Origin of the sequence: Maribacter sp. 1_MG-2023 (genome assembly GCF_030547005.1) — a bacterium.
Lineage (GTDB): Bacteria > Bacteroidota > Bacteroidia > Flavobacteriales > Flavobacteriaceae > Maribacter.
In genome coordinates this window covers 264,990-289,598 of the sequence record NZ_JAUOPN010000004.1, presented here as the reverse complement: position 1 = coordinate 289,598, position 24,609 = coordinate 264,990, and the positions used below count along the sequence as shown (strand labels likewise).

Annotated in this window: 14 protein-coding genes; all 14 read right to left on the bottom strand. The window is 32.6% G+C overall.

Going from position 1 to position 24,609, the window contains the following annotated elements:
• Positions 1–155: 155 nt before the first annotated feature.
• The 14 genes from Q4500_RS07265 to Q4500_RS07200 all read right to left on the bottom strand — a co-directional run bounded on the left by Q4500_RS07265 (position 156) and on the right by Q4500_RS07200 (position 24,492).
• On the bottom strand, positions 156–1,883 hold the full coding sequence (locus tag Q4500_RS07265; protein WP_303599029.1) for a c-type cytochrome: 1,728 nt from the start codon (positions 1,881–1,883) through the stop codon (positions 156–158).
• Between the two features lie 31 nt (positions 1,884–1,914).
• Entirely contained in the window at positions 1,915–2,820 is a 906-nt protein-coding gene (locus Q4500_RS07260; RefSeq protein ID WP_303599028.1) for a glycosyltransferase family 2 protein, read from the bottom strand.
• Positions 2,820–3,371 carry a putative colanic acid biosynthesis acetyltransferase gene (locus tag Q4500_RS07255; RefSeq protein WP_303599027.1) on the bottom strand — a complete coding sequence of 184 codons (552 nt, stop codon included), beginning with the start codon at positions 3,369–3,371 and terminating at the stop codon, positions 2,820–2,822. Before Q4500_RS07255 ends, Q4500_RS07260 begins: the two co-directional genes overlap by 1 nt.
• Before the next feature lie 19 nt (positions 3,372–3,390).
• Positions 3,391–4,176, bottom strand: a complete 786-nt coding sequence (locus Q4500_RS07250) for a glycosyltransferase family 2 protein (protein ID WP_303599026.1) — start codon at positions 4,174–4,176, stop codon at positions 3,391–3,393.
• A gap of 5 nt (positions 4,177–4,181) precedes the next feature.
• Positions 4,182–5,354, bottom strand: a complete 1,173-nt coding sequence (locus Q4500_RS07245) for a glycosyltransferase (protein WP_303599025.1) — start codon at positions 5,352–5,354, stop codon at positions 4,182–4,184.
• A complete protein-coding gene (locus Q4500_RS07240) occupies positions 5,351–6,340 on the bottom strand; it encodes a glycosyltransferase family 1 protein (protein ID WP_303599024.1) in 990 nt (329 codons plus the stop codon). Before Q4500_RS07240 ends, Q4500_RS07245 begins: the two co-directional genes overlap by 4 nt.
• A 10-nt stretch (positions 6,341–6,350) precedes the next feature.
• A complete protein-coding gene (locus tag Q4500_RS07235) occupies positions 6,351–7,721 on the bottom strand; it encodes a phenylacetate--CoA ligase family protein (protein ID WP_303599023.1) in 1,371 nt (456 codons plus the stop codon).
• 102 nt (positions 7,722–7,823) lie between these two features.
• The gene (locus Q4500_RS07230) at positions 7,824–9,083 is read right to left on the bottom strand and encodes a WcaI family glycosyltransferase (protein WP_303599022.1); all 1,260 of its coding nucleotides are present in this window, start codon (positions 9,081–9,083) and stop codon (positions 7,824–7,826) included.
• A gap of 358 nt (positions 9,084–9,441) precedes the next feature.
• The gene (locus tag Q4500_RS07225) at positions 9,442–10,620 is read right to left on the bottom strand and encodes a glycosyltransferase family 1 protein (protein ID WP_303599021.1); all 1,179 of its coding nucleotides are present in this window, start codon (positions 10,618–10,620) and stop codon (positions 9,442–9,444) included.
• Between the two features lie 48 nt (positions 10,621–10,668).
• Positions 10,669–12,237 carry a hypothetical protein gene (locus tag Q4500_RS07220; RefSeq protein ID WP_303599020.1) on the bottom strand — a complete coding sequence of 523 codons (1,569 nt, stop codon included), beginning with the start codon at positions 12,235–12,237 and terminating at the stop codon, positions 10,669–10,671.
• Positions 12,230–13,267 (bottom strand): glycosyltransferase, encoded by a 1,038-nt coding sequence (locus Q4500_RS07215; RefSeq protein WP_303599019.1) that lies wholly within the window; start codon positions 13,265–13,267, stop codon positions 12,230–12,232. The genes Q4500_RS07220 and Q4500_RS07215 overlap by 8 nt, the downstream gene beginning before the upstream one ends.
• Position 13,268: 1 nt before the next feature.
• Positions 13,269–14,642, bottom strand: a complete 1,374-nt coding sequence (locus Q4500_RS07210; protein WP_303599018.1) for a lipopolysaccharide biosynthesis protein — start codon at positions 14,640–14,642, stop codon at positions 13,269–13,271.
• A gap of 227 nt (positions 14,643–14,869) precedes the next feature.
• Positions 14,870–17,068: a polysaccharide biosynthesis tyrosine autokinase gene (locus Q4500_RS07205; RefSeq protein ID WP_303599017.1), complete on the bottom strand. Its 2,199-nt coding sequence runs from the start codon at positions 17,066–17,068 to the stop codon at positions 14,870–14,872.
• A 284-nt stretch (positions 17,069–17,352) separates the two neighbouring features.
• The gene (locus tag Q4500_RS07200) at positions 17,353–24,492 is read right to left on the bottom strand and encodes a beta/gamma crystallin-related protein (RefSeq protein ID WP_303599016.1); all 7,140 of its coding nucleotides are present in this window, start codon (positions 24,490–24,492) and stop codon (positions 17,353–17,355) included.
• Positions 24,493–24,609 lie beyond the last annotated feature (117 nt).

The following is a 24,609-nucleotide window of genomic DNA, read 5'->3' as shown; positions in this document are numbered from 1 at the left end:
TAAATTCTTCATCAAATCTGACCTAAATAATAATTATTTATCGAATTTAGAGGTGTCCTAAGAAGGGGAAGCCTACATTAATACTTTGTATTTATGTCTATTATCAGTCGAATTATAGAATCACCATTTTTTAAGTGAAATTCAAACATTTGATTTTACTGTTTCAATGATAGAACGTAATTGGAAACTTCTATTATTTCATCATTTGAAAGTTTATTTTTCCAAGCGGGCATAGCGCCGTTTGCCGATCCATTTTTGATAATAGATTTTATATTTTCTTTTCCCTTTCCTTCTTTATCGTTAATTAAATTAGGTGCAATGGCTCCTTGTCCCTCTTTTCCGTGGCATGTTTGACAATTTTGTTGGAAGATAGTTTTCCCAGTTTTTAATCTTTTATTAAATTTCTCATTGGTCGATGATAAGATTTTATAGTTTTCTTTTCTAATGGGTTTAAATAATGTAATGGTCAAATTATTAAAACCAGATACATAAATATTACCATTCTTAGTATCTTCTATGAGGTCTAAAGGTCCGCCATCTAAAACCAAACCCATTTCGGAACCCTTAAAATCTTGAACTAAATCTTTTTTAACATCACCCGGTCTTAAAATAATAATGTCATTGTATTGCATTCTTGTGACAAGAATACAATTTTGTAATTTTCCATTAAAAGTTTTGCTTTTATATTCAATAATTCCTGTGGGGGCTACGTGTGGTCCAAAATCATAAGAGAATCCCCTGAAATTAGCATCTGCGACTATTCCATTATATTTAAAATTGTCAACATCTTTATTACCTCTATTGAGAATGTATTCCGCTCTTATGGGGTTAGGGTGTCCATAATACCCGCCTTTTTCTACCTTAATCATAAAATCATTTTGATCTGGATGTGCACCTATTAATGCAGGAATATCTTTTGGTCCTTTATATTTTATAGATGCTAAAGGTGCTATGTAAAAAGGTGAGTCAGGATTGGATGTAGGTGTATTTTCGTTACCGCCGGAACCATTAATTGTAGTATATAAATTACCGTTATTATGCCAGACTAGATCATAGGCATTTCTAACACCAGTTGCATAAATTTTTAAAGGCGAATTTTTTTGGAAAGGGTCAAATTTGCCTTTACCGTCTTTTGTTTTAACATTAAGGGGTAATTCTTTAGGCAATTTTTTGGTGTCTAAACTGAGAATTGTTCCAGATAATAGGGCTTCTTGAAAGGGTTTTTCATTTTCCTTGCAATTACACAATCCCATACCAGTATTGGCACCTTGACCAAAATAAAGTTTTCCAGTTGGGCCGAAGACTAAAGAGTTTGCAAAATTTTCTTGGTTTGGACCAAACCGAGGTAGTTCTGTAATAATAACTTCACTTAGTAATACCTCATCTGTTGAATTGCTCAAGTGGATGCGAGAAATATTACCGGCCCATTCTTGATTATCATGAATTTCGGACATGCTCTCGAATTTTGCCCAACCACTATTTGTTTCTGAATTTGAAGTCCAAACAACTAAACTATCTGGGGTGGAAAAGGGGTCAAAAGCTAATCCAATGGTAAATTTTGAAAATTCACCATAAGGTTTAAAAGTATGTTCTAATTTTAATTCTCCCGATGGTTTAATTTTAAACCGTAATATTCTACCATCAATTTCAGCAGCATACAATTTATGGTCTGGTCCTATGGTAAGAGTAGTAAACTGACCTCTAATAGTATTATCTAAATCGACTTTTTGGAACATTATTCCGTCGATTACATCTTTAGGTGCTGTATTATATACGCGTAACTTCCTTTTTATATATCTATTTATTCGATTTGGATAGAAGGCAAAAAATAATGATAACGCAATAATAAAGAGTATAGCCGTTTTATTAAATTTGCCGTTCATCTATATAATTAGGTAATTTTCTTTTTTAATTCTAAAGTGCTATTTGGTAGTTCTCAAGTATAAATGACTTCATTTTTTCTACATCTTCACCAGAATATTTTTTGATTTCATAAATTTTTGCATCTACTAAAGTTCTATACCACCAACCCTGTAAAAAATGCCACAAAAACCCTTCTTTACCTTGGGTAAAGCCAAGTTTAAAAAAATATCGGTAAATAAAATAAATGAAAGATCGCCAGAAGAGGGGCATATTAGCGTATTTTTTTTTCTTGTCTCTTTTAGACAAGGCGTCTTTTGACATTTCATACTGCAATGCTTCTGAAGATTTTGAACTAAGAAAGTTATACTCTAGGTTTAATAAATCTATTGCTTCTCTTATAGAATAACCATTATGTTTTTGAACCCACCATCCCAAAGGGTTTAAATTATGGTCTACAAAGTACCCTTCAAAATGAATGCTTTTTCCTTTTGTCAATACAATATGTTCATCCATCCATCTTTCCTCACAAAACCCATGCTTATATTTAAATAATCTTAGCATGTTCATTTGTGGCATTCCCTTTGTCATTAATTTATTAAGAAAATACATTTTTCTTTCAAATACTATCCCTGATATATGTTTTTCTAAATAGGGTAGTTTTTGGTTGATTTTATAAATTAAGTCTGTCATTAAATATTCATCTGCATCTAAACGAAAAACCCAATCAGTAGTAATTGGTAAGTTGTTTAACCCCCAATTTAACTGTTTAGCATAATTATTCTCCCATTTATTTTGAAACACTTTAGCACCCAATGATTCTGCAATGTTTATTGTATTATCGGTAGAAAATGAATCTACCAAAAAGATTTCTTCAGAAAATTTTTGAGCATTTTTTATACAGCGTTCTATATGCTTTTCTTCATTAAAAGTTAGAATGATTGTAGATATGGTATGCATTAGCTTTTTATTTCTCTGGTTTTTATAAATTTTGCAGGATTTCCACCAACTACCGTCCAAGAATCCACTTTTTTAAACACAGCGGATCGTGCTCCGACAACAGCTCCGTCTTCAATTATTACCCCAGGTCCTATAAATGCATCTGCGCAAATCCAAACTTGATTCTTTATATATACAGGGGCAGCGTACCATTCTAATGATGGTGTTGTGTGGTAGTGAGAACTAGCGCAGATATAACTTTTCTGAGAGATTATAGTATTAGATCCTATGCTGATTAAACCTTGGTTATAAATATCTACATTGCGACCTATTGCACTATACGAACCTATTTCTAAGTTCCAAGGTGCCCAAATTTTTACACTTGCATATACTAAACTATTGTTTCCTATTTTGGCACCAAATAGTCTTAATATAAAGTTTCTCCATGTTCTAAAAATGTTAAGAAAAAAGAAGCGAAAGAATAAAAAATAAGTAATGGACCAAATAACCCTTTTCACCCTACTTTTTAATGTAAAAGGATCATGATATTTAGACATGTCAATTCTATTCATCAAATACACTATTAGATTGTTATTGAACCTTTAAAGATTGAAATCTTATTAGATTATAAACTGGTTTTAAATTTTCGGCTAAATAATGAGAAGAAGTAATTAGCTTTTCTATCAACCAAATCTTAACTGAACTATATTTTAAAATTTCTTTACGAACCTTATTCGCCTCTGCTAGACCCTGTTTTTTATTTATACTGGAAACTCCATCTAGGTTGAACAGGCAAATCCAATTATCGATGTATTGAATATTTGATGTCTTGCTCAAAAATTCAATCGTAAACTTATAATCAGCAGAAATAGGATAGTTATGTTGATCAAAAGATAAATTATTTTCTTTTATAATTTTTAGTGAGTAGATCATGGCTTGATGATTTGTAAACATACCATACCATGAATACTTGTGGTTTCTAGCTTTTTTGTAGTTTACTTCATTTGAATTATATTGTTTTACAACGGCATCACCATAAATGAAGTCAGGCTCTTTGGTTTTAACTTCCTCAAATATAGAGGATAATGTGTGCTTATTAAATAAAGAGTCTCCACTGTTTATAAAGATTACATAATCTCCCGTAGATAATCTTAAACCTTTATTCATTGCATCGTACAATCCTTTATCAGGTTCAGAAATAAAAACATTTATCTTTTCATTGTATTTATTTATTATATCTGTAGTACCATCATTAGAAGCTCCATCTATTATGATATATTCTTGGTTTAAATATGTTTGATTAATGCAGCTAAGAATCGTCTTTTCAATTGTTTTCACTTCATTATAGGAGATAGTTATAATGGATATTTTTTTCATAATCGTTAATTTTTTAGCAAACCATTTAGAAAAGTATTCGCAGTCATTTCTATTGAGAAATATTCTTTGTAAACATTTATAGCAGATTGGGCAAAATTTTCTTTTACTTGAACATCGAAATCACACCATTTTCTTAGTAAAACTTCTGTACCTATCATTGTATCTTGTTCAATAATACCGGCGTTACCTTGTTCTATTTCACGCCAAATATTAACCTTGTTACTTATAAGCACCGGTTTTCCACAAGCCAAGGCTTCAACTACCGCAATACCAAAATTTTCTTGATGACTTGGAAGAATAAAAACATCACTTTCGTAAAATGCCCCCCATTTAGAAAGCCCTTTTAACATGCCCGGAAATATGATGTTATTTGATGTTGAGGCTAGTTGTTGCATCGCTATTCCATAAGGCTCTTCCATACCTGGTCCGGCGATTATTAATTGGGGTAAGTTATGTATTTCCTTTTCTAGTTTTAAATAAGCCATGATCAAAAGATCCACCCCTTTTTTAGGATGTACCCTACTTAAAAAGACAATATGAGGTTTCCCGTTCCATTGAGGGACTTGTTTTGAAAATGCATTTCGCATTGAAGAATGCTTTTTTGGGGGTAGTTGAATACCATAGCCAACATTAATTTCTGATTTTGGGTTGTAGTTGGGGAAGGTAGTCCTTGCCAATAACAACTCTTCTTCACAGGTAAATAATATTCCATTTGCATTGTTCACTACTTTTTTCTCAATTAGTTTCCAGTAAATATCATTCCGTAGTGCTTTTAGTTTACGTGTTGTCGCTTTTTGGAAATATGGGTCTAACATGCCATGTGGCATAACATATACTTTTGGTGATGTTTTATGTTTTTTTCTATGTGTTAAAATAGATTTGATGCCTGCGTAACTAGAAAAGAGCCATAGCCCATGTATTATGACAATATCAAATTTATTATAGTTGTCAAGTAGCCATGGAATTAATTTTTTGTTGTATTTCCAAGGTGTTTTAGCCTCACCTAATGTATGAATAGGAAAAATATCTTGACCTAGATAGTCTGCGTTTGGGCTGTCCAAACAAACTACTTCGTTATGAACATTTGATTTTTGTAGTTCGGGAATTGCGTTTCTGATTCCTTGGCAAGGTCCTCCCTGTTTAGGGTCCATACTTGGAATAATACGTAGAATGTTCATGTTTTGGCTAAATTTTGATATAGTTCAACATATTGCTTGGCTATGTTCTTAACAGAAAATCTTTTTGCGTTCACTAATCCTTTTTCAATAATATCCAAGCGATACTCATTATCGGTAACTACCTTTTTATACGCTCTTGAAATTGACTTTATACTGGTTGGGTCAACAAACACAGCTCCATTTCCAGCAACTTCGATAATAGGTTCTATTTTTGAAGTAATAACTATTCGACCGGTTTGTTGACCTTCAATTACGGGCATTCCAAACCCTTCATACAATGAAGGAAAATTAATTATATCACTATTTATATACTCTAATTTTATTTCTTCATCCGTAAGGTTAAACCTGTTGGAATAATCAATGTTATACATTTTTAGAAGCTGCAGCTGTAACTCGCTTAAGGTACCTATGATACGAAGATGACAGGGTATTTTTTCTAACGCTTTTATCGTTTTGTCCAAATTCTTATTCCAACCTGTACCTATATGTAGAATAACCGGTCTTTCTTGATTGAACGACTTCTTGGAAAATTTAAATATTGGGTCAACGGCGTTGTGTATAACTTCTAGTTTGTCGGTTTTAATTTTACTGAGGATATTTCGTTTAGTTTGATCAGAAATGCATACTATTTTATCGGCAATTTTTAATGGTAAATACAACCAAAACAACCATTTGTAGCAACGCTTAAAAGGGTTTTTTACATTGTCCAAGAATACAAGGTCATGTATTGTTAATACGGTTTTAACCCCAATTAAAGCTAGTAATACATCATGAATATGTCCTGTAATATGATGTATGGCGTGTTTATTCTTTTTTTTATAAGTAAAAATATTGTTTTTGAGAACGTCTATTGGCATAGAGCCTACGCAAGAAACTTCATAAATGGTTATTTCTAATGTGGTATCCAACTCTTTGATTAATGTTCTGAATACTCGATGTATGGAATGACCTACCTTTGGGTTTCTAAAGAAATAATTGATTTTCATCGTAATTTTTTTAAATATTAGATGTTACATTACTAATAATTAATGGGGTTTTGTTCCCTACTTGACGTATTTTATGGGTTTTTGTATATCGAATTTTAATTTCAGAACGAGATCGTTTTTTTAATAAGTCCACCATTTTTTCTGCGCTGATTTTACAACCATCTTTTATTCTAGGTACAAAATTTATTGATACTGAGAAGTCAGTTTGTTGTATTAATTGGAGTTCTTTAAACATACCCATATGTTCATTGAACATTGCCATTATATGCTCTCCTTTAATATGAAGTCCAGAAGGTGTGACAATATGAGTTGACTGTCGCCCATGTACATTATTCATTAAAGGTAAGGGAATGCCACAAGTGCAGTTCAATTCTTTGTATTGACCTTCATCCCCAATTTCATAACGTATTAATGGGAAAGCATAGTTCGTTAAATCTGTCAACAAAATTTTACCTGTTGTATTTGGTGGTACTGGCTGATTAAATTCATCTACAAATTCAATATGAACAGTGTCTTGCATTATGTGTAGTCCTTCTTTATTTGGGCATTCTGAGGCAATCAACATTATTTCGGTATTTCCATATTGATCGCATACAGGTGCACCAAAGGCTTTTTCCATTAGTATTCTTTGTTCTTCAAATAATGGTGCAGATGTTACCCATACCATTTTAGGAGCATTTATTTTTATATTGTTATCCAATAAATACAAGGCGAATTCGAAAACAACATCTACATATCCTTGTAATAAAGTAGGCTTAATTCTATTAAAATCCCTGACATATTTTTCTAGCTGTTTTTTCTGGGGATTAGCTGCCGCCAAGAAAATTCTTTTTGTAGGCCACCATAAAATTGTATTGAGTATTTGTTTAAAAAATGACTTTTTAAAACGATAAATAAATGCTTGGTTTTCCCAAGGGTTAATGCCCCACCAACTTAAAATACGCCATCTAATAGGTGTTTCTGGATTTCTATTATCATGAATTACCGAAATAGGAAGGCTGGTGCTGCCAGATGTGCTAACCTTGTCACAATAAGATTGCGAGACATTATTTGCCTTTATTGCATCAAAGTTATTACGTATTTCTTCTCTGGTTAAAGGTGGTATTTTTAAAAAATCTTCTGGTGTTAGATTACCTGTTATATTGATTTTTAATTTTGCATACTTCTTTTTATAGAAATCAGAATGCTCTTTTGCATGTTGAAAAATTGCATTACGTTTTTTAATATTGATACTTGAAATATTTTGATTCTTCAGTGCATCATCTGTTTTCCTATGTAATCGATTTAGATTGGGACGAAGAATTTTTGTCTTCAATAAAAATATCAATTTTGAAAAACTACCTCGTGCTGTTAATACATTTTCAGGGGGTGTTACTTGCATAAACGTATTGGTTATTATTTAAGTTTTAATCAACTATAAATTGACAGAGTATTATTTCAAAATCCTAGGTGTTTCATTTTTAAATGGGTTTAATGATAATTTTTACTCGTATAAAAGTCTATTGTTAAATGTGTGCATTATGTTGTCTATAGCCAAATATTGTTCGGCATAGGTTCTTGCAGCTTCTTTTATATAATGATTGTTTGTATTAAGATATGCCTCTAATATGCCTGTATTTAACGCTTCTTGATTTTCTGCAGACACTAAGAGTCCCATTCGATATTTACAGACCACTTTGTGTAATGTAGATTTAGCATTTGCGGTAATTAGAGCTAATCCTCCTACGGCCAAAATGGTGGTTAGCTTTGATGGCATTACTAAATCACTAGCTTTTTCTTTTTGAATTACTAAATGCATATCCGCCATATTTAAGAAAGCATTAAATTCTTCTTTAGGCTGTAGGGGCATAAAATTCACATTATATAGTTTCATATGTTCAGCTCTGTTCTTTAGAATTTCCTTATAAGGCCCTGTACCACATATTATGAATTGTAGGTTGTTATAAGATTTGAGTGCTTTTGCTGTTTCCAAGATTGCCTCTAGTCCTTGTTTTTCTCCAATGGCACCAGAATATAACACTACGTAATCATCAGATTTAAAACCGAATTTCTTTTTTAAGAGATCCTTTTCCTTTATAGGAAAAAAGTAATTGGTTTCTGTCCAATTAGGGAAAAGACTTATAGGTTTATGTGCTTTTTTACCTATGCGATCAATCATGCCTTCTGAAATGCTACTAATAACGTCGGTATTTTTGAAAATAAAATGTTCTACTTTATATAACATTTTCAACAATCTGTTGGACTTAATTATGCCTAAATTCTGAGCAGCTTCAATTTGCATATCCTGAATGTGATATAAATGTTTTGCACCTCGAATCTTTTTTTGAAATACGCCTATTAACCCTAGCTGAAAAGAAGGTGCTACTGTAATTACCCAATCGAATTTCTTTTGAAATAACATAGGGGTACTGGCCAAAAGTGCCGATATCGAAAAAGAGGTGTCTAAAAGCATACGTTTTAAGCCATTAGGTTTATTTGGTACATACATGGGACATCTAATGATATTAAGCCTACCACCAGATTCGTAATGTTTGGTTTCTTTCTTATACCAAAATCTATTTTTTCGATATGGTTCTTGAACTTTCCAATAAGGATAATATGGATATGCGGTAAATACACAACAATGGTGTCCTTCTTGAGCCAACCAATGCATCATTTCTCCAGAATATTTTCCTATTCCGGTCAATTCGGGTGAAAAATTATACCCGATGAATAAAATACGTTTTGATTTTTTTAATTCCATTTCGTGTTCGTTTTTAAGCGTTATTTAATTGACCAAATCTTGTAAGTTTGGGTTAAAACTATTTTTAGCTTTCATTCTCCCTTAGACCATATTTCAAGAATTTTTGGCAAAGAGAGAATGTGCTATTTATGTAAAGACAATTTGCTCAAGTTGATTTTAATACAATCTTACAGAACAAAATGTTTTTAAATGAGTTTATATGGGGTCTCAAATGCTCGCAATTGTCATTTAAAAAAATGGGAGAACACGGGGGAAGTTTACATGATATAAAGATTAAAAGTTATGGGTTTTATAGATCTTAGAGCATATTCTAATTGAATGTTAGATAATATTTTCAATTATGCTTTATAGCTCTATTCTATAATTTGTTAGTATGATGATTGGCTAAAACATCTAAATAAATTTCTTCAAGATGATTTAGTATAATGTTCTCGTCAAACTTACTTATGTTATCTAGCCCTTTATGAATTAAATTACTTCGCTCTTCATCATTCAATTGGAGTATGTTTTCTATAACCTTGGCGGATTGAAGTGCCCAAGCGAGTAATTTTTTATCATTTGGACTACGTTTTAAATATATTGCTGCACTACCTCCAATTTCATTCATTGGGGCTTTATTTGTTGTAAGAACAGGGCAGCCGGCGGCCATAGCTTCAATAATAGGAAAACCAAAGCCTTCTTCCAGTGAAGGAAAGACAAATACGCTCCCTCCTTGATACGCATAAGATAAAAGATTGTCATCGGCGTCTTCTAAAAAATAGATATCTTCTTTGTATGGGGATCTTTCATAATAAACACTTATGTTAGTTGATGGTTTATAACCAATCATTATTAATGGTAATACTTTTTCAGAAATGTCTCGCCAAGCATTGTATAGTGTAATAACCCCAATTCTGTTTTTGTAAAAAGTGTTGCCTCCAACATGTAATATATAACCATGCTTTAAGTCTAATTTCATATGCTTTCCTAAAACGATTCTCGCATTTTCCATATTACCGGGCACAAATATTGGATGTAATGCATTGTATACTTGTTCAACACGTATAGGTTTTTTCTTTAAAAAATATAATAAATCTTGTTTTGTGTTATTCGAGATACACACAAAATTATTAGCCATATTTAGACCTCTAAGAATTAGTTTTTGGTATATTTTGCCTGAAGTACTTGTTGGGTTTTCCTTTATAGTGCCCAATGCTGATTTTAATGCGATAAAATCATGGCAGTGTACAATATGATTCTTTTTTCGAATCAATGGCATCCACATACTTAATGCTTGGTCAATTAAAACAAACAATACGTTTTTATCTAAGACTTTACTTTTCTTTTTGAAATATATTGGAAATATTAGGTATTGATCTATATATCTTAACCACTTATTAATACCCGCAGGGAATTTATATTTTGATAGATAAAGTTTTGGAGCCCAGACTTCAATATTATGCCCTCTTTTACACATCCCTTCAAGTATAAAATTTCCATACCTGTTCATACTATATCCTAAGGTATTCTCGTGATGAATTAAGAGTATAATTTTCAAGTTCAATGTGAATTTATAAGTAGTAAGTTAATTTTACTTAAGCTTGCTCTATTTATAACCTAGTTCTCTTTTAGTTGAATTATTGGCAGAAATAAAATCTATAACCAATCTGAGTATATGAAAAATTATAAGATATGTAAATATGCCTTCCAAATAGCCTCTTATGATATAACTGAAATCTCTTGTTATACCATTTGCATTTCTGAACATCCCTAAAAACACAAATACATTCATAAGAGCAAAAGGGGCATATTGTAAACCTTTTTCGCCGAAAAAGACATAGGAATTAAGTAGTTTGAAAATAATGAAGAATACAATAAATTGAATTGGAAAATACCAAAATCCGAAGGTAGCTAATCCATCTCCTATATGACTTGTTATTCTATAGCCACCAAAACCAGAACCATATAAATAATCTCCTCGAGAGAACTCCATTTTGCTTTTATCGATATAAATGTTTAAAAAACGTAATACTGGAGTTGGAAATAAAGATAAAAGATTAGTTTTAAATAACTCTCGCATTAATGGATTTGCGTAACCTTTTTTTTCGGCATAATACAAGGTTTCATCTGTAATTCTCAAATTGGCATATCTAGCCATCATGAAATTATCAAGATAATCTTCTGTCCAGCCTTCATTATATTTAGTAGAAATTTTATCGCTTTTTTTAAATTTGGCTGATTTTATTCGATTCATTAATGATTCGTTCTGCAATGTGTTTACAGTTTGTTCAAATAGCTCTAACTTATCTACCTTGGCTCTCACTTTTCTTGTATGCAGCATGGCTAAAGAAACATTAGATAGAAGGCCAATTATGAACCATAAGGTAACAACAAAGCAAATTGTTTTGAAGGGAGATAAATAGTTGTAGATTTTAATATCGTTTAAGACTACGTACAAAAAAGTAAGAATAGCCATTATTGCGATAGGACTTATAATACTTTCTCTACTATTAGACGCAATGTTTATTATGAAAATAATACCAGTGTATAATAGAACACTTTTAAGATGAGTATATTTTATATGTAATAGCGAGGGGTAAAACAAACATAAAGGGGCATACATTAAATAGTCTAGACCTGCTAAAAATTTACCGGTTACATCGCCGTACTCCACACCGCCTGCGCTAAAGTTGTAGATTCTTATCATTAAGCCAATAATGCCAAGCCCCCAAATTATTGTAGGTGTGATTTCAAAAAAGCGTAGTTTGAAAAGGGTTTCCTGTATAAAGTTATTCTTAAGCTTTTTAGATGAATTTTGGCATGCCAAATAGAAAGCCAAAGATGAAATTAAAAATAATATTATTTCATATAAAAAAGTTTCGAAAGGGCGCTCAAATCCATAAGATATTGGCTTACCTTCTGTTAATGTTCCTATTAATGGTAAATACCTGTACATAAACATTGATAAATACATTAAAAAGGCAAAAGGGAAAAAACGAATATATTTTTCTTGTAAAAAATAAGAAAACACGCTAAAACTTATTACCGCCATAATACAACCATAAACGTTTGCCAAGGACGGAAAAATTGTTAATTCTATCAGAATGCCGATTATTAAAAACCATCTTAGACCAATTTTAAAATTAGTTAAAATATGAATTGATGTTTTACCCATTTGCTGCAATGATGTCTAGCATTTTTTTAATGCTTTTATTATTGGAATAGCCAGATGTTTGACATCTTACTAAACCTGCCAATGCTATTTTTTTTCGTTCATCTTCATTGATTAAATAATATTTACAGTGCTCTAAGAGTTCTTTGTTAGATGAAAAATAGACTGCTTCCTTTCCTTCTTCAAAAAGGTTTAAATGTTCATTTGTGCGTTCCGCTAACATAAAACCACCACAAGCAGGAATTTCCATTGTCCTAGTAGTTTGTTGGTCATAGTTTTTTTTACGTAAAAAGCATAGTGATATTTTAAAGGCTTGTAAAGCTTTTGAATAATCTTCTGAAAATATGGCCGGTAATATTGTCAAAAAGGGTGAAGTACTTTTATATTCATTCCATTTTCCGTCTCCAAAAACTTTAACAGGGATATTATTTTTAACAAGAAACAGAATACTTTCACAGCGTTCTTTTTCCCATGACCCTACAAACCCTACTTCTCCACCTAACCTTTTGATATCGATATCAGCTAATTTTCTAGGGTAGTGAAAAGAATCTTCATACATATTATCTATAAACTTTATGTTTTTTGCTCCAAGATTTTTCATCTCATTCAAAATGTATGATTTATTAGTAAAAATATAATCGTAATGAGGAATACATTGAAGATAGTTTAGACTTTGATTATGACGCAAGGCCATATTATCTGGTGAGTAACTTATAATACTGGTTTTTGGAGATTTACATTTTATAAAGGTTAAGGTAGATTTGTTAATAGTTACCCCCTTATCTATCCAAACAATATCATATGTATTATGAGATACTAATTCTTTGATTTTCGTATTTACATTGGTGTCATCGGGAAGTTTTACCGGAATTCCTTTTTGAAATAAATGATAAGCTATTCTATGCCACAAATTGATTTTTGGTAATCCGGCTTCAATTTTATCAATAGTATCTGAATTATTTTGTAGTGCCCAATGTCTATGTAGTGAAGTGCTACTTAAACTTCTGAACCAACCAATAGATAAAATCTTCATTTTAGTTTTTGAATTCTTGAAATTTATAGTTTAACTGAGAAAGAAGTTCTTGTAATTCTGACATACCTTTTAAAAACAAATCTTTTACTGTCATTTGCATTAATCTACATGCGTAAGGAATTACTAATAACACTAAAATAAAATCTAGGGAAATACTGCCTATTGCAGCACCAACTAAACCATATTGTTTTGATAAAAAATATGATAGCAAAACAGATGTTATTGCAACAATTACGCCGTATAATGCCATTTTATATGGCTTGTTCACAACACCAAAAACCATTTCTGCGGTCCACCAAAGTGCATTGAAAACCATGCCAGCTGTAAAGATGTACCACATAGCTTTTGGTATTTCCAATTCATTTTGTGTCCATATATTATAGAACCATAATCCAAATATTGCTAAGAAAATAAAGCTTATAATTGAAAGAGATAAAATTCCAGTTACAGATACACGAAAAACTCTTTGTGCTGTTTTCCAATTACCTCTGCCAATTTCAAATTGTAGTTCTGGAAATACCGCAGTTTTTACCATGAATAATAGTTGGTTTAAAGACCTACTTAAGGTTCTAACGGTATTAAATGCAGCAACTGCTTCGGGTCCTAGAACAATTCTTACCACAAAGGTAGTTCCTTGAAAGTAGACGACCTGCCAAACTGGCGACATTAGATAACCTAATCCTTTTCGGGTAATGGACTTTAAAATGATTTTATCTTTTTTTCCGCGAAATGTTTTAAATAGACCCAGAATCTGCCTCCCTTTTATCCAATAAAAAATATTAAAGAGAATGGTTACAGTAAGTTGTGAAAGTGCAAATTCAACCACACCATACCCAAGTAGTAAAACACATAAACCTGCCAATAGGTTTAAAGTTGATTTTATGGTTAAAAAATTAATATTCAAAGCAGCTTTTTGAGCAGACCTAAAATACGATTCTATTAATTGATCGTAAAAATTTAATAGTCTTACAAAAATTAGTATGCTAACAGCTATTTTAGCGTCTTGACTATTTATCAGCGATTTGTCAAAAATTTGAAAATGGTCTAAAACTAATATCCCTACAAAACTCAATACCATTGCGGCTATGATCATTGCCGTAATAACATACATGCCTGTTTTGCTAATGTCAGCAGCCTTTTGCTTGTCTCCGGCAGCAAAACTAAGTACAAAACTATTTGCCGCTGCAGTACCAAACCCCAAATCAGAGAATGCTATTACACTTGGTATTATTGTAAGTGTCAACCATTCACCATAATAGGCAGAACCCCATGAGGTAATGAAAAAAGGCACTAATAATAGTTGATCTAATATACGTACACCCTTTTGGAAAACAGAAGCAATACCGTTTTTTAGAAGTCTTTTTCTTAATGACATTTGATGCTTTTTTTACTATATATTGGTAGTTGTCAATTTTTTTTCTGCTTTACTAAACTAGTCATCATAATGTTTTAAAACTTGGTATACTAGATTGTGTGGTATGTCAATGGTTGTTAAATAAAACCTCGGTACCCTTAATAATTTTATATAAACTTTATTCTACTAATATTAAAGTAGCTGTTAGATATAATATTTAATCTTTTTTTTAATATATGTAAAGTAAATTAACTGTGGTCATGACCATATGACGGACCTTCTTTAGTATCATTCAATAAAACCATTGTGTTTTTTAATTTCTCATTTTTGTAAACAGTTTCAATTGTCTTTAAATGTTCTTTATTGGTTACATCTTTTCTAACCACATAAATTGTACTGTCTATAAATTTATTTAATGCAAAAGCATCTGAAACTAAACCTATCGGTGGGGTATCTATGATGATACGGTCATAATTGTCTTTTAATTGTTTTAATAAATCATCAATTCGTTTACTCAACATTAGGCGTCCAATATTAGAATTCACAACTCCTGACCCTATGAGCGATAAATTTTCTATAGAAGGATGTTTTTGTATTATAGTATTACTTGTTAATTCTTTTTTGATTATGAAGTCAGAAACACCAGGGGAGTTATCCATATTAAAATCAGCCATTAATTGCGGTTCTCTTAAATCAAAAGCTATCAGTATTACTTTTTCGCCTAAAGTAGCCAATGTGACTGCTAAATTAGATGCTATAAAGGTTTTTCCCTCACCTTTTACAGTTGATGTAACCAATAAGGTTTGATTTTTTTCAGTCTTCTTAAGATAATCTAAATTGAAATGTAAAAGCTGAAAAAGTTCAGTAGTTGGTGATGTTCCTCTACTTTCATTATGAAGCAGAATTCCCTTTTTCTTACTTCTAGAAATTTCACCTAAAAAAGGAACTGATAAGCTTGTTGTTAGGTCTTCAACAGAAGTTACTTTGTTGTCCCAAGCATCCTTCACAAAAACCATAGAAAATGGCACTAATAATCCAAATAGTACACCAGTGAGGTAAAGTATTTTTTTGTTCGGACTTATTGGGAATTTTCCCGCTTGAGGATAGCTGACAATTCTTGTAGAGGATACTGGTGTGGCTAGTGATAATACCTCTTCTTCTCTTTTCTGCAACAAGAAAAGATATAAACCCTCTTTAGTACTCTTATCTCTGCTTATTTCTAATAATTTTTTTTCCATTCCAGGAACTCTAGCAATTCGAGCATCATAACGATTCGCATTGCTTAATAAGTTCTGACGGGCTATAGAGTACCCATTTTTAACGCTTCTTATATTTTGTAGAATTGATTCTCGTAAGTTGTTCAGTTTATCATTTAGATTCACTAAAACAGGATTGGAGGTAACAGCAGATTGTGATAATTGATTGCGTTCTAAAAGAGTAGTGTTATAGTTGTTTATTAGACTTGTCAAACTAGAATTATTTATAGAAAATGATCCTCCTATGGTAGATTCAGTAGTTCTACTCAATAATGATGTTTCAATATTGTCCAAAACCTTAATTTGGGTCTGATATTCTGCAACTTGTTTTTTGTATTCATTAGACTGCTGAATATAACTATCAGCATTTCTTGCTACATCGGTAACAACATTTTCAGATTTAAAATCTGCGACTGATGTTTCTACATCTTCAATTTCTCCTGATAATAGCTTTAAACGCTCATCGATCATCTTAATCGTGTTCTCAGCCAATTCATTTTCGTATTTAATAGTTTTGTCAATATATGTTTCTACTAAACCTAAAAGAATGTCTTCACCTTTTTTCTGATGTCCGGCGATAAAATTTATGTTTAAAAGACTTCCTGTTTCATTATCTGGATGTACACTTAAGTTTTGCAAGAAGTTTGTAATAAGATCTTTCTTTTTTCCAACCACAAAATATAGCGGCTCTAAGTTGTCAATATCGGTAACTTCGTTTTTTAAAACAATAGTGAAAGTACCATAAGGTAAGGTTATCAATTCACCAAAATCATGCTTGGAATACAACTTTTTATCATTGTAGTCTGTATTTAATTCAAAGGTTTCCGAATCTAGAAAATTAACTGAAATTTGAAGACCATAAGCTAGACTGTCAGAAGTTTCATCGACTAAAATACGAACTGGTACATCCTCTCCATATATCTCAATATCTCTTATTTTCCCTTCTTTATAATAAGTTATATTAAATGTGTTTTTTGTTATAACCTCTTCCATAACTCCGGTCGAGGTTAGAATACCTATTTCGTCTTCAAGGCTGTTTGCAGTTTTTACTAATCCAAACTTTCCAAAATTGTTGTTTTCAACAAACCCCTGTCTAGATTCTGTATTTTTAATCAGAATTTTACCTTGAATTTCATATTCGGTTTGTGACCAGTACCTTATGTACATAAAGACTGTTACTAATGCCAACATTATGCAGATTGTAAAAAAAGACCAATATCTACTATATTTTGAGAATAAACTTCTAATATTCCATTGTTCCATATAACACTTTGTTTTTTATTAAAATCTACAAGGTTGCTAAACTATTAATAAGAGTCTACTGATCGATAAACAAGTTGATGATTTTGTGGTTTTTAACTAAGTAAAACCTTACTTGAAAAATCAAATTTCAACTTACCATAAATATAGTTGCGACTTGTAATTTATTTAGATAATAGGATTTAGGGTATGACAAAGTCATACCCTAAATCCTATTAATTTTTAATCATTCTAATTGCTGTTGTTTTAATGGTATTATTTTCAATTATAATGGTATAAATTCCACTAGATAATTCATCTACATATATTTCCACTTCTTTGGAGTTCTTAAAATCTATTTCTAGATGTTTAACTAATAAACCGTTAGCAGAATAAATGAAGACTTCTTGATTTTCAGCATTTGAAATATTTGAAATATTTGAATGTATTACTAACAATTCATCAACAGGATTAGGATACAAAGAGAGTTGATAATCCTCTACAATTTTAGCTTTTAAAGCAGTACTTTTATTTGTGATACCATTATTTGGGCAAAGTTTTACAAAATCTAATAGGTTTGAAGAATCAATGTCACCATCAGATGCTTGTACAGGAGTAATTGTAAATTGAATTTCATTAACTCCATTTGGAACATGATATTGACCACTATGAACAACCCATGATTGAGATGACGATACTGTTGCTATTACAGTTTGATTTCCAATAGGTCCTGCTGAAATACTAATGATATCAGTACCTTCTCGACCTTGATGAGAAAGCTCCCAATCTAGTAATTGACCCGGTGTTACTGAAACTATTTGATTATGATGATTGGCATCCATTTCAACAAATACATCTCCATCTGGAGCTATACGGCCTAAAAAGCCACTTTGACCTAACTCGAAGCTGCCACCTTGCGATATACCCCCTTGTTGTAATGCTATGCCGCCTGTAGTGAACCAACCTGGGAAATCATCATCAGTGTGTGTGTCAAGAAATTTAACGCCATTATTAACAATTCCCAAATCTTCAATTAAATCATAAGCACTGGCATATGCTGGATTGCTAGTTTCTTCAAAACTGCCGTTTATTAATAAACTTAATTCTCCAGATGCGCATTGACAATCACATATATTAGAATTATTGGCTAATATTTTCACAGACTCTGTATCATCATAATTTGCGTATGATAAAAGGTCAATGGTATTGGATGATAAAATAAACGGAGTGCCACCAAAGTCTAATTCTGGGTATAATTCAACAATAAATCCATCCTCAATCTGTGCCGAACCTATATCATTGGGAAGAATACCTTCAAGGGAAATATTGGGATAATTTCCTATGTTGAGTAACCATGAGGATCCTGTATAGCCCATATTTTGAAAAAATGTAACTATGACAGGTCCCGTAGTTTCTGAGCTTTGATATATTTTAACAGATGATGCTTGGTCATTAAAGTCTGAAGAAACCAAATTGGGTCCATTTTCCTCAAGAATGATCACATCACCTCCAAAATCTTTTTCAGAATAAAGTTCAATAGTATAACCATCTTCAATCTGAACCGAAGATGCATCGTTATCATTGATTCCTTCCAAGGTTAGATCAGCATAATCGCCAACTCCCATTTCCCATAAGATACCACCGTAGTTAACATTTTGGAACAATGTAGCTACCTTTTGTTCGGTCGGTATTGTTGATTGATATACTTTAACTGATGATGCTCGATCGTCAAAACCGGAAGCTACTAAACTTATATTATTTTCTTCTATTATAAATACTTCGCCTCCGAAATCCTTTTCAGAAAATAGCTCAATCATGTAACCCACTTCAATTTGTACCGATGATGCATCATTATTATTAATACCTAGTAAAGAAATGTCAGGATAATCTCCAACAGTAAGTTGCCAAGAAGATCCATTATAACCAGTATTTTGAAAAAGTGTTGCTACAGCGGGTCCTGTAGTTTCTGAACTTTGATATATTTTAACAGATGATGTTTGGTCATTAAATCCGGTAGAAACTAAGTTAGGACCATTTTCCTCTAGAATGAATACATCTCCTCCAAAATCCTTTTCAGAATATAGTTCAATGATATAACCTTCTATAATTTGTATAGATGAAGCATCGTTATTATTAATTCCTTGAATAGTAATATCACGATATTCACCAGCCCCCATTTCCCATGAAGTTCCGGTATAGTTGATATTCTGGAACAAGGTTGCAATTGCAGGATCAGTTGTTACTACTGATTCGTATATTTTAACAGAGGATGTACGATCGTCAAAACCAGCGGCGACTAGATTAGTATTGTTTGTCTCCATAATGAATACATCCCCTTCAAAATTCTTTTCGGAATACAATTCAATAGTGTAGCCTATTTCAATTTGTACTGATGAAGCGTCATTATCGATAATACCGTGTTGTGTAATATCTGGATATTCTCCTACAGCTAGTTGCCAAAATGATCCATTGTAACTTGTATTCTGAAAAAGTGTTGCTACCGTTGGTCCTGAACTAGTAACACTTGGGTATATTTTGATAGATGATGTTTGATCGTTAAATCCGGCAGATACAAGGTTAAGTGCGTTTTCTTCTAAAACGAATACATCGCCTTCAAAATCTTTCTCAGAATATAGTTCAATGGTATAACCTTCTGTGATTTGTATAGATGAAGCATCGTTGTCATTTATTCCTTGAATAGTGATATCACGATATTCGCCAGCCTCTATTTCCCAGGAAGTCCCAGTATAGTTAACATTCTGAAACAAGGTTGCAATTACAGGATTAGTCGTTACTACTGATTCGTATATTTTAACAGAGGATGTACGATCGTCAAAACCAGCGACGACTAGATTAGTATTGTTTGTCTCCATAATGAATACATCCCCTTCAAAATTCTTTTCGGAATACAATTCAATAGTGTAGCCTATCTCAATTTGTATAGATGAAGCATCGTTATCATTAATTCCTTGTAATGAAATGTCTGGGTAATTACCAACAGAAAGTTGCCATGCAGAACCACCATAATTTGTATTTTGAAAAAGTGTTACCACTGTTGGTCCCGAAGGCACTACACTTTGATATATTTTAACAGATGATGCTTGGTCGTTAAAGCCTGTTGAAACCAAGTTGGGTCCATTTTGCTCAAGAACGAATACATCGCCACCAAAATCTTTTTCTGAAAACAGCTCAATTACATAACCTTCTAATATCTGTACCGATGATGCATCATTATCACTTATTCCTTGTAAAGTTAAGTCGGGATATTCACCCTCTTCCATAGCCCATGAAGTACCTGTATAATTGACATTTTGGAAAAGTGTGGCAACAACATCTAATTCTGGCTCAAATACAATGATTTTAATTGATTCTGTGTCGTTATCAATGCCAAGTGATGTAAGGTTTTCAGAATCTGATGATAATATCACAGGAGTACCTCCAAAGTTTAATTCCGGGTATAATTCTATAGAAAAACCTTCTTCGACTTGCACCGAACTTATCGCATTCATTGTTAAGTCTTGAAGTGAAATATCAGCATATTCTCCTTCTTCTAGTTCCCAAGAATTGCCGCTATAATCGCTATCTTCATAAAATGTTGCCACTGTTGGTCCCGAAGGCACTACACTTTGATATATTTTAACAGATGATGCCTGGTCGTTAAAGCCTGTTGAAACCAAATTGGGTCCATTTTCCTCAAGAATAAATACATCACCTTCAAAATCTTTTTCAGAATACAGTTCAATAATATAGCCTTCAGTTATCTGTACCGATGATGCATCATTATCACTTATTCCTTGTAAAGTTAAGTCGGTATATTCCCCTGCCTCCATAGCCCATGAAGTACCTGTATAATTGACATTTTGGAAAAGGGTGGCAACAACATCTAATTCTGGCTCAATTACAATGATTTTAATTGATTCTGTGTCGTTATCAATGCCAAGTGATGTAAGGTTTTCAGAGTCTGATGATAATATCACAGGAGTACCTCCAAAGTTTAATTCTGGGTATAATTCTACTGAAAAACCTTCTTCGACTTGCACTGAACTTACCTCGTTCAACGTTATGCCTTCTGTAGAAATATCTGGGTATTCTCCTTCCTGAAGAGGCCAAGAGTCGCCAGCATAACTGTTGTTTTGATAAAATGTCGCTACAATAGGTTCTAAGGGTATTTCAGATGGATAGATTTTTATTGAAGATAACTTATCATTAAAATCGTAATGACCTAAAAAATTTGAATTTTCATCTAGGACTACCACTTCTCCTTCAAAATCAATTTCTGAATACAATTCAACAATATAACCTTCATCTATCTGTAGTGAAGAGGCATCATTATTTGGTATATTCTCATAGGTAATCACTGGATAATTTCCTTCGCTAAGTTCCCAGCTAGTTCCATTGTAATCCGCATGTTGAAAAAGGGTTAGGACCGGAACGGCAAGTTCTCCATTAATAGCGTTAATATTCATTTCAATATTGAACTGGTACGTTCTATTTAAATGCGGTACAATAGAGTTTCCTTGAGGAATATATCCCATTACCAAATGGGGGTTAGAATTGGCATTGGCTTCATAAGATTGCCAAATATCATCGGTAGAACCTGATGTTATGGCAGGTATTAAACTATTATCGGTAGTTGAGCCAGACCCATCAGGATAAGCATCCATAAAACCTGGAGCTATACTTTCGCCAGGTTGTAAAATAACCGCATCATTAGAATGGTCACTGAAATTGAAAGTGTTATTGCCAATACCATACTCAGAAGGGGTTCGTGTTTGACCAATTGATACAACTTTAAAATCGTTTTCACCAAGAACTTTAACTATAAAAGGTGTTACTGGGTTGCCCAATCTACTGGCATAAAAGTTAAAATTTTCAAGGCATATACTTACGGAAATATCCTCGTTATTGGTGTATGACCCTGTTCTGCTTACATTTATATGAGGGCTATGGGCATCTAGAAAGTTGCCATCAGTTAAATTATCACTACCTAACAAGGCAGTATTTTCTTCGTTACAGTTTCCATTCAAGCTATTGATCCATGCTTCTACTAATTGTATAGCCTCGGTGTCTACCCTACCTTTTGCCAATGGTGGCATCATTGTAGAAAGGTCTAAAGAATTCAATCTAAAATGCACGTTTGACTGCGTAACCTCTCCGGGTACAATGGCTTTATTGCTTCCTGTCAAATCTTCTATAATATCGCCTTGTATTAATGCTTGTTCTGATAATGGTGTGCTGAAACGCAAATCAAAACTCGCCCTAGTATTTCCCGGTAGATGACAATAAGCGCAATTAGAGTCAAAATATGATCTTGCTCTAACTTCTAAAGATTGATTGTTATCATCAATACTAACTAGGGTAGGAACGTTTTCTAAATCTACTTCGGGAATAAAGCCTAATGCTGTCAAAGTTTCCAGTTGGTTAGATGTTCTACCAGTATATGGATACAATATTTCTTTATTTAATTGCCTAGTATTAAAACCCAACACCCATCCTGCAGTAGGGTTGTGACATTGAATACAAGTATTTGAAGCAGGATATTCATAGCCAAAGGTGTCGCCGTCAATCGTAATATTTTCATTGTCACCAAGTAAAAGTAGATCAGCTTCTAAACCATTACTTCTCCATTTGTAAGTACTACCGAACCACTCACCATCTTCACCATGAATCCACAAACGCGTTTCTAATTTGGTGCCGTTTGTATTATTGAATTGTTTAATGAATGTTGTACCAATAGGGAAAGTCCAATGCCCTTCTTCATTATATCCAATTTGTTCAATAGTACTATTAACATTACCATCTTGTGGAATTGAAACCCAACGTTGTTTTTCTGTACCAGAAGACCAAAGAGGATTGTTAACCTCATAAGGTATTACACCTTCCGTAGGAGTTAAATTTTGTAAATCAGAAAAGATTCCTGTATCTGAAAGAAGTTCAGGTAGAGACTCCTTTTCAGTATTTGAATTATTAACTATTTTGAATATTTTACCTCCACCAGCAACACCATTGGAAAGTTTGAGCACTATTATTTCATTGTCGTGATTATAACCCAGTGATGAAATGCCATTAAAAACAGATCCACCTACATTACTTATAACATCTACTTGGCCATAAGTATTACCACCTGTGTGTGTTAGCGCATATACAGATCCGTTTGCATTATCACCAAATATATATTTTCCATATAAACTGGGGATTGCCGTACCCCTGTATACATAACCACCAATAACTGCGCTTCCTACAGATCCATCATATGCATAAAGGGGTTCTCTTTCTGTACCATAAAGTGGATTGGGCATATTTGTTGAGTTTCGATATCCATCTACGAAACCTTCTTTAATATTCCACTGAAAATTCAGACCAGGTTGATCCATTATATTTACTTCTTCCCATTTTGAAGCTCCTACATCACCTAACCAGAAATTGCCTGTAGGTAGATCATATGTCATTCTAAAGGGTTGTCTAAGACCAATGGCGTAAAATTCTTCTAAAAACTCACCGGTTCCAGTGACCCAAGGGTTATCATTTGGTATATAATAACCTTGAGTATAAGATTGATCTAAATTTATAGGTGTATTACTATTATCAGGTTGCCTTTCTATGGGATGACTTATTGTTCCTCCTTGCATGTCTACATCTATTCGCCATACACCACTTCTAAAACGGTCGTTCAGTAATTGTGTATGTGGAGTGGCTTCAACGCTATGAGTACCTTCATCACCAACCGAAACATATAAAAAACCATCTCCGTCAAAGGCAAGTCCGCTACCATCGTGACCTTTTGCAGTATCATATTGATTAATCATAATTAGTTCGCTACTAGGGTCAAAAGTAGTTCCTGTCCAAGTAAACCTACTTAATCTATCATAATAAGGTTCAGTCCAATCTGAATCTTCATTTTCCGTTTTATGTACATAATAAACATAGATATAATCTTTACCTAAACTTTTTCCGAAATCGGGGTGAAAGATTACATTTTGAAATCCACCATGTTTTTGACCAGTATTGCCACTATAAGTATAGTACCAACAACGGTCCTGAATGTCCATAACCAAAGTACGTTCAGTAGTTTGGGCATTATCATTGTCTGGTATGGTGTAAAAACGACCGTCCATCTCAACTATCAATAATTTGTTCGTTTCTGGAAACGGTAAAATTGCTTGTGGTGATTCCCATTCAATATTAGTATGTATTTCTACTAGGTCAATATCTTCACTCGGTTTTGAATTAGGAAGATTACCGTTCATAAAAGGAGTAATAGCTTGAATGCTATCTAGACCGGGTTGAAAATAAATTACCGCCTTAAAACTTAAAAACGCTAAAGGTAAAAGCAATAATAACCATGATTTTTTCTGTGGGATAAATGATGTTCTCATAATTTTAGTGAGGTTATAATTAATGAAATACTAAAATGAAATTGGGAGAACTGATTTTTTATTGTTATAACTGTTTTTGGGGTACTTTTTTGTTTTGCCTTATTTACAATAATGGAT